Below are 11977 nucleotides of genomic sequence, written 5' to 3'. Positions count from 1 at the left end.
CACCGTTTTCTGCTCGGCCAGCACATCCTCGATCAGACGGCGGGTGGCCATGCGGTCCCACGGGTCATGGGAGGCCAGATTGCCAGCGCCGGCCTGCAGACCGTCAAAGCCGAAATGCGCGCCTGTCAGGAAATAAAGCTCGGCCGTCTTGTCGAGCGGTTTTTTCTTTTCTGCCGCCAGATCGATGATGTCGCCGGCATGGTGGAAAGCGCTGAGGCGCGTGATCCGCGCCGCCAGCTCGGCCGGGCAACCCACGGCTTCCAGTTCCGTCACGCGATCGGCCAGGCGGGTCTTGATGGCACCGGTAAAGGCCGCATCCCCCTGGACCAGAAGGTTTGAGGCCCCTTCCGCATAGGGCTTCATCATGGCCGCGAGGTCGACCGACTGGCCAGCATGACGCCGCGCGATCCAGTAGGTCTGGTGACGGACAAACCTGGCCAGATCGCTGTAAAGCGCGGTCTGCGCCTCTGCCGGTATCTTATTGTCGAGCGCATTGACCTCGCTCCACAGCGCACTAATCCCGAACAACTGACGCGTGGCTTCAAAAGCCCGCACCAGGGCCGAGGTATCTACGCCGGCGCCGTGGGTCAGGCGCATGGCAAAGCTCGGCCCGCAGACATTAACGATTTCGTTGCTCACCACCGTGGCGATGATTTCACGATGCAGGCGGTGCTTGCGGATGGCGTCAGTATAGCCATGCAGGGCCGGCGGGAAATAGCGCACCAGCACCGGTTCAAGCCCGTCGTCATCCGGCGCATCGCCAGCCACGATATCATCGAACAATACCAGCTTGGCATAGGCGGTTATGACCGCCAGTTCCGGACGATACAGGCCGTGACCGCCGGCCTTGCGCGCCTCCAGCATCGAATTGGCAGGCAGGCCCTCGACCTTGCGATCGAGACGGCCCCGCTTTTCCAGGCCCGACATGAACGCCTGTTGCGCGCTGTTGTCCTCGGCCGAGCTTGCTTCCTGGAGTGACAGGGCCAGGGTCTGGTCGTAATTGTGTTTCAGCACATGGCGGGCCACATCGTCGGTCATGCTGGCCAGCAGGTCGTCACGCGCCTCTGGTTTCAGCTTGCCGGAGGCGATAACCTGGCTGAGCAGGATCTTGATATTGACCTCATGGTCGGAACAATCGACCCCGGCGGAATTATCAATAGCGTCGGTGTTGAGCCGCACGCCATTTTCGGCGCAGGATATCCGTCCGGCCTGGGTCACGCCCAGATTGGCGCCTTCGCCGATCACCCTGGCGCGCACCTCACTGCCATCGATGCGGATGGCGTCATTGGCCTTGTCACCTACGTCAAGGTGCGCCTGGGCCGGCGCCTTGATATAGGTGCCGATGCCGCCGAAATAGAGCAGTTCGACGCGCGCCTTCAGAATGGCCTGCATCAGTTCGAACGGTGATACTTCGTTGGCCTCAAGATCAAGCAGCGCCTTGATTTCCGGTGACAGCGGGATCGATTTCTGACTGCGCGGGAAGACACCGCCGCCCTTCGAAATCAGATCCTTGTTGTAATCCTGCCAGCTTGAGCGCGGCAGGGCGAACATGCGCTCGCGCTCCTTGAAAGATGCCGTCGGGTCGGGACTGGGGTCGATGAAGATGTCGCGGTGATCGAAGGCAGCGACCAGTAGCGTCTGCTCCGACAACAACATGCCGTTGCCGAACACATCGCCTGACATATCGCCGACACCGGCCACCGTGAAGGTTTCCGACTGGATATCCTTGCCGATTTCGCGGAAGTGGCGCTTGACGGCTTCCCAGGCGCCCTTGGCCGTAATGCCCATGGCCTTATGGTCATAGCCGACCGATCCGCCTGAGGCGAACGCATCGCCGAGCCAGAAACTGTAATCCGCCGAGACACCATTGGCGATATCGGAGAAGGTGGCCGTACCCTTGTCGGCGGCGACGACCAGATACGGATCGGGATCGTCCCAGCGGATGACATCGGCTGGCGGGACAATGTTGCCCTTGCCGTCGAGATTATCGGTCAGATCGAGAAGGCCCGACAGGAAGGTTTTGTAAGCGATGATGGCGGCGTTTTTCACCTCGTCTGGCGTGCCGGTCTTAGGCAGCTTCTTCGGGAAGAAACCACCCTTGGAGCCGACCGGCACGATGACCGCATTCTTGACCTGCTGCGCCTTGACCAGACCCAGCACCTCGGTGCGGAAATCGTCCTTGCGGTCGGACCAGCGCAGACCCCCGCGCGCCACCGGTCCAAAACGCAGATGGACGCCTTCAACGCCCGGCGACCAGATGAAAATTTCACGGTAGGGCTTGGGTTCCGGCAGGTCGGCCAGTTCGCGGCTGGCTACCTTGAACGAAATATAGGGCTTGGGATTGCCGTCCGTTCCCTTCTGGAAATAGTTGGTGCGGCGCATGGCGCCGATCAGCGCGGCCAGGCGGCGCAGAACGCGATCATGATCGAGGCTGGCGACCTTTTGCAGCAGTGTATCGATATTTTGCGTGGCCGCTTCCACCGCTGTCAGGCGCAATTTGGCGTCGCCGCCATCCAGGGCGAACTTGGCGTTGAACAGCGCCAGCAGGGCCTCGACCACCTGAGGATTTTCACGCAGGGCCGCCTGCTGGATATCCGGGCTCGGATCAAGACCGGACTGGACGCGATACCGGCAGAAGGCACGCAGCAGGGCCACTTCGCGCCAGGATTGCCCGGTCAGGGCCAGGGCGTTGAAACCATCATCCTCGGTCTTGCCATACCAAAGGGCCAGAAGCGTCTGCTCGAACTCGTCGCGGAAATCGGCAAAAGCGCCAGCGTGGCCGCGCGGCAGCTTGAGGATAAACTCATGCACCCAATAGGTGCCGATCGCTTCAGAGCGGACGTGATAGCCGTATTCCTCCAGCGTCTTCACGCCCATATTGCCGAGTACCGGCAGAATATCCGACAGCGGAATGGCCTTTTCAGCACGGGTATAGAGCTTGAAGCAGAAAATGCTCTCAGAGTCTTCCAGCCGCTGGTAGGCCCGGACATTGACCGGTGCATCGATCGAAAGCGCGTTAAGAACCGTTGTATCGGTCACGGCCTCGGCCGGGGTATAGCGATCCTGGTAGCCGGCGGGGAAAGCCGCCGCCCAGGTCATCCAGTCGAGCCCTTTCGCCGCCGTTTCCTGCCGCGCCACTTGGGCCTCAACCTTTTGCGGCCAGGTCCGGGTGATGTTTTCGATATCGGCCTCGACATCGGCAATATTCGGATCGAAGTGATCGCCGGGGGTGACGCCGATAATATAGTGGATGCAGGACAGCAGCGAATCCGAGATATAGCTGTAAGACGCTGAAACCCGGCCACACCACGCGGCCGCCAGGATATCCCCGGCCTGTTTCTGCATCCGCGACTGGTAGATTTCGCGCGGAATGTAGAGCATCACCGAAATGAAACGGTCGAACGGATCGGTACGGGTAAACAGCTTGACGCGTGGCCGGTCACTCAGGTGCAGCACGCCACGAGCAATGCGCAGCAAATCCTGCTCGGTCATCTGGAACAGTTCGTCGCGCGGGTAGGTTTCGACGATATTCTTCAGGCGCTTTTCATTATAGCCGCCCTGGAGGCCCAGAGCCGCCGCTTCGTGCAGCACATGCTCGGCTTTTTTGCGCACCAGCGGCACCTCAAAGGCTGGCCGGTCATAGGCTTCAGAGGTGAAGAGGCCGACAAAGCGGACTTCACCGGACGCCTTGCCATCGGGGCCATAACGCTTCACCCCGATATAATCCATATAAACGCGGCGGTGGACGCGGGATTTCAGATTGGCCTTGGCCACGGTCACCGGCTCGGAGTTTTCCAGTTGCGTCATCAGTTGCTGGCTGAGAACCGCCGGCTCGCTTGAGCGGCGCAGCACGGCGCGGTTGGCGTCACGCAGCACGCCGAAGCCTTCCTGCATCTGGTTCAGCGGTTCTTCGCGGGCGTATGATCCATCATTGGCGCGCGGATAGGCATAGCCGCGAGCCCCCAGGAAGACGAAGTGGTTTTCATCGATCCAGCGCAGGAAGGCGAGGTTCTCCTCCAGGGTCGCCGCGTCAATGCCAGGATTGCCGCGCTGACGTTCGAGCGCCTCAATCTCATCGGCCAGAAGCTTCTGCATCCGCGGGAAATCGCGCACCGCCAGCTTGAGGTCGTTCAGGCTCTGGTCGATGCCTTCCAGTATCTGTTTATGGCGATCGGCACTCTGGCGCTCGATAAAGACCAGCATCATAGACTCTTTTGAGTCATCACCGGTTTTGCTGCGGTTGCCGTCGAAATCGCGGTGGATCGTCACCACCGGATGGAACATGGACCGGATTGAAACCCCCTGGTCGATCAGTTCTCCCATCACGGTTTCGACGATGAAGGGCGAGTCGCCCTGCACGATCTCGACCGCGTCATATCCGGTGGACTGGCCCCGGCCGTCGAGCACAGGCATGATCCGCCGCAGGGTCTGGGCGCCATCGCGCCGGCTGCCATACTGCCAGAAGCCATCGATAACGCGATTGAGATCGTCGGCGGTCAGGCCCGGCAGTTCATCGGCGTCGAAATCTTCCAGAATCTGGGTCAGGAAATTTTTTTCGCACTCGTCAAGCCTGAGGAAATCCTTCGCTCCCCGGCTGGCTATGAAGGCCCTGGTCAGGGCATCTTTCGAGGGGGATTGGCCTTGGCCAGCGTTGAGCGTATCCATGTGTATTTCCACTTGATCCTGACCGCGAGTGCCGGGTGGCGCCGGTTCACGGTTCGTTATTATAGGCGCCGAGATGGCGCCGGAGTATGCGACGCAATCTTTAACAAAAGCCCGCAACGGTTTCACTACAAAGTTGCGCAGGCAACGGGATTTTGTGATCACTTTATTGGCGCTCAAAACGGCGCGGGCCTCCTCACATCAGCTCGGACGCATACTTGTGCTTGCCGAATGCAAAGCGCATTCGGAGGCGTGCTCAAAACGCCGCATGGCTCGCCGCATCAGCGGCGGCGCACGCTTGTGCTTGCCGGACGCTCTGCATCCGGAAATGCGCTCAGGCGGCGAACATTTTTAGGAGATCACGGAAAGGCACAGAAGAAGACGGAAAGACACGGAATATGAGTATGCTGATGTCTTGTGCCCGAAGGGCGACAACATACTTGTGAAAGAGACTTGAAAGGACGCTTCGCGGCGATGTGTACGCGCAAAGAACTCCGTGTCTTTCCGTCTTCTTCTGTGCCTTTCCGTGATCCTCTTTCACTGATCTCAAACAAAATGAAGCCCTGACTATCGCCCAGTAAAAAGCCGCCAATCCGGCGGGGGACTGGCGGCTTTGGCGCAGAAAACCCTTTATGGGGGGAAGGGGCCTTTGCGTCTCGGTTCGATGCCGGCACACCGGGGGGATGGTGCGCCGTCTCTCGTTTTTGACCTTTCCGCGCGGTCCGGGCGGGGCATAGCCTGACACCGGCGGGTCATCCGGTCGATCCGGATAACGGTTTGTCTTTTACCATTTCGACCCGGGTATAACCAGTGGTGCAGGCATCACAGTTCTGTGCGGGAAATGTGTGAAATGCGTGTTTGAAGCGCATCCCAAAAAGTGTGACCGGCCATTATGGTTTATGGCCCGTTATTCAATCTTAATTTAGCTTTTGGCGGTTAGGTTGCAGGCACTATGATACAACCCGTGCTCGCGCTTGTTGCCTGGTCGATGATCATGCTTGTCTGGCTTTATGTCCGCAGGCTGCCCGCGCTTGTCCGCTACGCCATATCCGAAGCCCGCCTGCAAAGCGGCGAGGCCATCCGCCAGATGCCGCCCCAGGCGCAATGGGCCGCCGACAATTACAACAACCTGATGCAGCAGCCGACCCTGTTCTATGCGCTGTGCCTCGGCATTTTCCTGAGCGGCCTGTCCAATCCCGGCATGGAATATCTCGCCTGGCTCTATGTTGCCCTGCGCATCATCCATTCCGTCGTGCAATCAACCGCCAATATCACCACCATCCGCTTCTGCCTGTTTCTGGCAAGTTCGGGTGTACTGGGTCTTTTGTGTTTCGATGCCCTGCGAATAGTCTTTAGGTTTTAATCGGCCGTATAGGGCACCAGCCGCCACATGCGCAGGGTATGTTTGATGCGGCCGGCTTCCGAGCCGGCGCGCTGGCCATGGCCGACATAGAGGTCTGCCCGTATCTTGCCCTTAATCGCCCCGCCGGTATCGAGCGCCGCCACCATCCGTTGGTAGGCCGGAAAGGAATCCTTGAGGGCGCCAGCATCGGCATCGATCCAGAACAGGTCGCCCATATCGTTCTGCGTCGGGTCAATGGCGATGGCTGAACCCGAAGGCAGGGCCAGGCCCGAGGCGCCGACCGGTTCGGTCTGGTCCGGCTGGATGGCGAAAAAGCCATAGCGCGGATTGGTGTTCATGATCTCGGTCGCTTCCGCACCGCGATGCGCCGCCAGCCAGGCGTGGATATTGTCACCGGATGTCTGGGTCTTGTCGAGGATGCCGCGCTCGGTCAGGGTCTTGGCGATGCCGACAAACGGCCAGCCGTTATCGGCGGCATAGGCGGCATAGACACGTTTGCCATCCGGCAGGTCGAGGAAGCCCGACCCCTGGAGCTGCATGAAGAAATAATCTTCCGGCCGCATGTAATATTGCGCATTTGCAGGGAGTTGTTCGATTTCCGCACGGGTGAAGTAGGGGACGTAGAGATCGCCCAATCTGCGCGCTGCCACTTTCGGCGCCGAAGAGGCCGGCGTCATTTGTGACCCTGGCACGTAGACCAGATCGGCCGGTTTCGTGCGCACGGGCTGCGAAAATTCGGCGTCCGGCGTCAGTTGCGCGTCATAGTCCGGCACGAAATAGCCGGTCAGAAGACCCTGTCCTTCCACTTTTTCGACGCGGAAATGCACATTGAGGAAGGCCAGTATCTGCTGGGGTGTCTCGAAATCCTGCCTGGCCATGTCGGCGCAAATGACCGCGTACTGGCGGCCCTTTTTATACTGGCAGGTGGCGCGCAGGGCTTCGAGCGCGATGAACGGATCGGTATTTTCCCAGCCCGGCAAATCGGACAGGCGCGCGCCTTCCGGCACGGGCGTCGGCAGGTAGACCGGCGGCGTTTCCGGCGCCCTGGGCGGTGTCACCACCGGCGGGGTGACCGGCCTTTCGGCACAGGCCACCACCAGTAAGGCCAGCAGGCCAAGCGCAAAACCTGACCTCAGCCTCACGCCTTGGCCGCCTCTACCTTGGTGAGCAACCAGGGATTGGCAGGGTTTTTCATAACCTTCTGGAAGGTCCAGTATTCAGCGGTGCGCTTATAGGTGCGGTGTGGCTTGGCCGGCTCTGCTTTTTTATCCGGCGTCGTGACGGGGACGGCGGCATCCGTGGTCTCGCCCGGTAAAGCCACCTCTTCATAGGCCAGTTCGGACAGGAAGCGGACGCGGATCTGCGCCAGGTCTTCCTTGAAATCGATCAGGTCGAGATCAGCCTTTGGCGTATCGACGAAACTGACCGTATCCTTTGGCGCACCGGTGCGCCGGCCTATGGCGTCGCGGAAACTGGTCAATACGCGTTCCGACAGCCGGTCCCTGATTGGATCGAGTTCGCCCTTATGGAAGGCAATCACGACTTGCTCATAGGTTTCGCGGGCCTTTTCCAGGAAGTTGATCTCGTTGAAATTGACGTCGCGCGTCTTCAGGGTTTCGAGATTGGGCATCCGCATCCCTTCGGGCACGCGCTCGGCGCGCACGGCGGCATCCAGTTCCTCACCCTTGGGGCCCGCCGGCTTTTCTTCCGGACGGAAACCCGTCTTGCGGCCCAGCACATTATAAAGCTGCAACAGGATCACCACAGCCAGCACGGCAAAAACAACGAGGGCTATCACTTGGGTGTTCACGGGAAACGTCTCTTCTGTTTTCGAATCTGGCTTTTTCGGGCCGGCAGACATATTTGGGCGCCTTTCGGGCACCCGGATGGTAACTATATAGGATAAGTTTAAGGAAACGGAACTCTTCGTTTGATTGCTTAAAATTTTCTTATCTGATAGTCGCATTTCCACACATGTCGGGCGCGGTCGTTTTCCACCCCGACACATTCGATTACCGGAGCCTGTTTTATGTCTGACGCCTTCACGCCCGAGCGCACCCCCGAACAACCGCCCGCCCCGCAAATGCAGGTTCTGGCGCAATTCATCCGCGACTTCTCATTCGAGAACCCCCGCGCGCCCAATTCCCTGCGCATGGATTCGCGGCCGGAAGTAGATCTCGGCGTCGAAATGAGCGCCAAGGGTCGCCCGGATGCCATGTTTGAAGTCGATATCAAGCTCACCGTGAAAGCCTCGACGCCCGAAGGCCCGATGTTCGCCATCGAACTGGTCTATGGCGGCCTGTTCCAGCTCGGCAATATCCCCGAACAGATGATCGAGCCGACCCTGCTGGTCGAATGCCCGCGCTATCTCTTCCCGTTCGCCCGCCGCATCATCGCCGATGCCACGGCCGATGGCGGCTTCACCCCGCCCTTCTTCCTCGATCCGATCGATTTCGGCGCGCTCTACCTGCAGCAAAAGGGCAATATCCAATCTCAGCAGACCGTAGGTCAGGCTTGATTGCTTAAGCAATCAAGCCATTTTGCATAAGAGATACCTCGCAAAGGCTCGGGCGCGCGTTGCGCTTGCCAAACGCTTCAGCGTTTGGAAATACGAGTCTGAAATTAAAAAAGCCCGGTGGTACGCCGGGCTTCTTTGCGTCTGCGGTAAAGCCACAGCGATTTTTTATATCACGCGCGGTAAAGGGACGCCCCGCATAAAATCCGCCAGTTGAAGCCTGCCCTTACCGATGTCTGAAAATTCTGCCCTGCGTGTACTGGTCGTTGATGATAACCAGGCATCCGCCGATACCCTGCACTGGACGGTCGAACTCTTCGGCGACACGGTCAGAAGCTGTCATGACGGCGCGACGGCCCTGAAACTGGCCGCAGACTTCCGGCCGGATGTCATTCTGCTCGATATCGGTATGCCCGGCATGGACGGCCTTCAGGTTTGCGAAGCCCTGCGCGCCATGCCGGACCTGAAACATGTAAAGATCATCGCACAGACCGGATGGGGTGACGAACACATGCGCCGGAAAACGGCCGCAGCCGGTTTCGACCTGCACCTGGTCAAGCCGGTCGATCCGCATGTACTCGAAGACATGCTGTGGCTGCTGCGCTCCGGGCGAAAGGCCGCTTAAGCCCCTGTCGGCCAGAGCGCCTTGTCTTTCAGGTATTTTTTGACAAAGGCCTCGTGCGCCTCGGCTTCTGCGGCCGTAATGCGTGAGGCCAGCGGACGCGGACGCGGCGCATAGCCGGTGTGATTGGCCGTGGCCGCCGCACTGGCCCGCGCACCGGCCATTTCGAGATCGAGCCCGCGCTCCTTGCCGCCCAGCAGTTCGAGATAGACACTGGCCAGCAGCCGGGCATCGATCAGGGCGCCGTGCAGATCGCGTTCGGCCAGGGAAATATTGAAACGCCGGCAGAGGGCATCGAGTGAATTGGCGGCGCCCGGAAATTTCAGCCGCGCCATTTCCAAAGTATCGATCCACTGGTGATCGGGCGGGAAGGGGCGGCTGTGCCGTTCCAGCTCCATATTGATGAAGCCGCGGTCGAATGAGGCATTGTGCGCGATGATCTTGCGGTCGCCGATAAATTCCAGCAGTTCGTCGCAGATCTCCGCCATCTTCGGCTTTCCGCGCACCATTTCATTGGTGATGCCGTGAACCCGGATCGCATCCGCCTCGATTTCCCGTTCCGGGTCGATATAGCGGTGATAGGTCCGGCCGGTCGGCAGCAGGTCTTCAATCTCGATGCAGCCGACTTCGATCAGGCGGTGACCCTTGCGGTGGTCAATGCCGGTGGTTTCGGTGTCGAGTACGATTTCAAGCGCCATGATCTGTGTGTGGCTTAAGCCGGGGTATCTTGTAAAGAGGTCAGTTTTTCAATCAACAACCGCACCGCATCACGGCACTCATCGAGACTTTTCGACGTGTCGATGACGAAATCCGCCCGCGCGCGTTTTTCGGCATCAGGCATCTGGCGTGCCAGGATTGCCTCGAACTTGGCCTCGGTCATGCCGGCCCGCGCCAGCACGCGTGACGCCTGGATATCTGCCGGCGCACTGACCACCAGAACCTTGTCGAGTTGGCTTTCCGCGCCGGTTTCATAAAGCAGCGGAATATCAGCGACGACCAGAAGCGCGTCAGCGTGTTCGGCCAGGTAACGATTGCGGTCCGCTACTGTTGCCGGATGAACGATGGCGTCCAGCTTTTCAAAATTGGCCGCTTCGCCCCTCAGGGCTGCCGACAGCTTGACCCGGTCAACCACGCCATCGGTCAGCACATCACCAAAGGTTTCAACGAGCTTCGCTTTCAGCGGTTCGGACTCGGCGTAAAGCCGGTGAACGGCCAGGTCGGCATCCCATACGGGCACGCCTTCGTCAGCAAACATGGCCGCGATGGTCGATTTACCCATGCCGATGGAGCCGGTCAGGCCGAGCGTGATCATTCGGTTTCACCCAGGAATTCCAGCGCCAACTTGCGGATATTGAAATGTGCGCGCGGCGCAACACCATAAAACGCCTGGAAGCTGGGGCGCGCCTGTTCGATCAGCATATTGAGGCCATCGACGGTTTTGAGGCCATTGGCTTCCGCCGCCTGGAGCCAGGCCGTTTTCAGTGGGCGGTAGGTCATATCCATGACGGCGGCGTTATCGCTCAGACCTTCAAACAACGGATGTGGGCCACCGGAAGCCGCATTGATCACGGCGATAGCGCCCTCAAAGGCGCGGGACACCTGGGTCAGGTCGAACGCCGTGACGCCGGTCTGAAAGGCAAAGACCAGTTCCTCGGCGCGGGCCAGGGTGCGGTTGATGATACGCACCTCCGGGCAGCCTTTATCAAGCAGAGCCGCGACGACCGCGCGCGACGCCCCGCCGGCACCCATGATCGCCACCGGTGCCGAGGTCAGATCGCAGTCCGGTGCCTGAAGTTCGAAAGCACGCAGCAGACCGTGACCATCTGTGGAATCGGCATGGACATAGCCGTCGTCATCAAAGGTGAGCAGGTTGGCCGAACCGGCTTTTCTGGCGGTATCGGAAACCGTATCGGCCAGCGCGAGGGCCTGTGCCTTGAAAGGGGCGGTGACGTTCAGGCCCTTGATGCCATTGGAGCGGCAGGAGAGGATCAGGCGGTCAAAGCCATGCTCATCCTTGGGTCCGAACGGTGCATAAACGCCATTCAAACCCAGGTCGCGCAGCCAGGCGGTATGCAGGAACGGGCTCAGGGAATGGTGGATCGGCTGACCGACCACGCCGGCCACCCTGGCGGCGCCTGTAGGCAGGGTATTTTTCATGCCGTGATCACCTTGAGATTGCGTAGTTGAGCCAGAAGCGGCAGGAGGGGGAGACCAAGCACGGTGAAGTAGTCGCCGCTAATGGCCTCGAACAGATGCACGCCTTCACTTTCGAGCTGGTAGCAGCCGACGCTGGAAAGGATTTTGTCACCCGTCTGCGCCAGATAGGTATCGATAAAAGCATCCGACAGCGGACGCACGGTCATTTCCGCGGTTTCGACATTCGACCAGACGATCTGGCCGTTTTCCGCCAAGGCCATGCCGGCATGGAGATAGTGGATCTTGCCGCTCATGCGTTTGAGCAGGGCGCGGGCTTCATCGAGATCGTGCGACTTGCTGATCAGGTCATTTTCGAGTTGCAACACCTGATCGCCGCCCAGCACCAGACCGGGATTACGCGTCGAGACATGCAGCGCCTTGGCCTCGGCCAGTTTCAACGCCACGGATTTGGGGCTGTGGCCTCGAGCCAGGCATTCGTCCTTGATGGCGTCTTCATCGAGATGGGCTGGAATCTTGGTGTGCGAAAGACCCGCGCCGGTGAGGAGTGCGGAACGGGAGGCGGAGGCGGAGGCGAGGATAAGCTGGGTCATGAAGGTCTTCAAGTTGCAGGGGCGGGGGCCCCTGCACCCCATAACACGATGGTGTTTAGTCGCTAATA

General features: G+C 59.8%; 10 protein-coding genes. 3 read left to right on the top strand and 7 right to left on the bottom strand.

Features of this window, described 5'->3' with window-relative positions; all coding sequences use genetic code 11:
- The coding region (locus tag ACTHND_RS15855; protein ID WP_440178931.1) for an NAD-glutamate dehydrogenase at positions 1–4665 on the bottom strand (4665 nt) is incomplete at its 3' end.
- 961 nt (positions 4666–5626) lie between these two features.
- On the opposite strand from ACTHND_RS15855, the gene ACTHND_RS15850 reads away from it, so the two are divergent.
- Positions 5627–6025 (top strand): MAPEG family protein, encoded by a 399-nt coding sequence (locus ACTHND_RS15850; RefSeq protein WP_440178930.1) that lies wholly within the window; start codon positions 5627–5629, stop codon positions 6023–6025.
- On the opposite strand, the gene ACTHND_RS15845 is transcribed toward ACTHND_RS15850, so the two are convergent.
- A complete protein-coding gene (locus ACTHND_RS15845; protein ID WP_440178929.1) occupies positions 6022–7167 on the bottom strand; it encodes an MltA domain-containing protein in 1146 nt (381 codons plus the stop codon). The genes ACTHND_RS15850 and ACTHND_RS15845 overlap by 4 nt on opposite strands.
- Entirely contained in the window at positions 7164–7835 is a 672-nt protein-coding gene (locus ACTHND_RS15840; RefSeq protein ID WP_440178928.1) for a Tim44/TimA family putative adaptor protein, read from the bottom strand. Before ACTHND_RS15840 ends, ACTHND_RS15845 begins: the two co-directional genes overlap by 4 nt.
- 219 nt (positions 7836–8054) lie before the next feature.
- Between ACTHND_RS15840 and secB the strand changes: the two genes are divergently transcribed.
- Positions 8055–8543, top strand: a complete 489-nt coding sequence (gene secB, locus ACTHND_RS15835; RefSeq protein WP_303827284.1) for a protein-export chaperone SecB — start codon at positions 8055–8057, stop codon at positions 8541–8543.
- A 229-nt stretch (positions 8544–8772) separates the two neighbouring features.
- A complete protein-coding gene (locus ACTHND_RS15830; RefSeq protein ID WP_440178926.1) occupies positions 8773–9165 on the top strand; it encodes a response regulator in 393 nt (130 codons plus the stop codon).
- Here the strand turns inward: ACTHND_RS15830 and dnaQ are convergent.
- Genes dnaQ through ACTHND_RS15810 form a run of 4 tightly spaced genes read right to left on the bottom strand, consistent with a single transcriptional unit; the run spans position 9162 to position 11909 of the window.
- Positions 9162–9860 carry a DNA polymerase III subunit epsilon gene (gene dnaQ / locus ACTHND_RS15825; RefSeq protein WP_440178925.1) on the bottom strand — a complete coding sequence of 233 codons (699 nt, stop codon included), beginning with the start codon at positions 9858–9860 and terminating at the stop codon, positions 9162–9164. The genes ACTHND_RS15830 and dnaQ overlap by 4 nt on opposite strands.
- Before the next feature lie 14 nt (positions 9861–9874).
- Positions 9875–10474 carry a dephospho-CoA kinase gene (coaE, locus tag ACTHND_RS15820; protein WP_440178924.1) on the bottom strand — a complete coding sequence of 200 codons (600 nt, stop codon included), beginning with the start codon at positions 10472–10474 and terminating at the stop codon, positions 9875–9877.
- Complete coding sequence (locus ACTHND_RS15815) at positions 10471–11319, bottom strand: shikimate dehydrogenase family protein (protein ID WP_440178923.1); 849 nt, start codon at positions 11317–11319, stop codon at positions 10471–10473. The genes coaE and ACTHND_RS15815 overlap by 4 nt, the downstream gene beginning before the upstream one ends.
- Entirely contained in the window at positions 11316–11909 is a 594-nt protein-coding gene (locus ACTHND_RS15810) for a Maf family protein (protein ID WP_440178922.1), read from the bottom strand. The genes ACTHND_RS15815 and ACTHND_RS15810 overlap by 4 nt, the downstream gene beginning before the upstream one ends.
- Between the last annotated feature and the right edge of the window lie 68 nt (positions 11910–11977).

This window comes from Asticcacaulis sp. (assembly GCF_051954415.1).
GTDB lineage: Bacteria > Pseudomonadota > Alphaproteobacteria > Caulobacterales > Caulobacteraceae > Asticcacaulis.
This window is presented reverse-complemented; position numbering and strand designations above follow the sequence as displayed.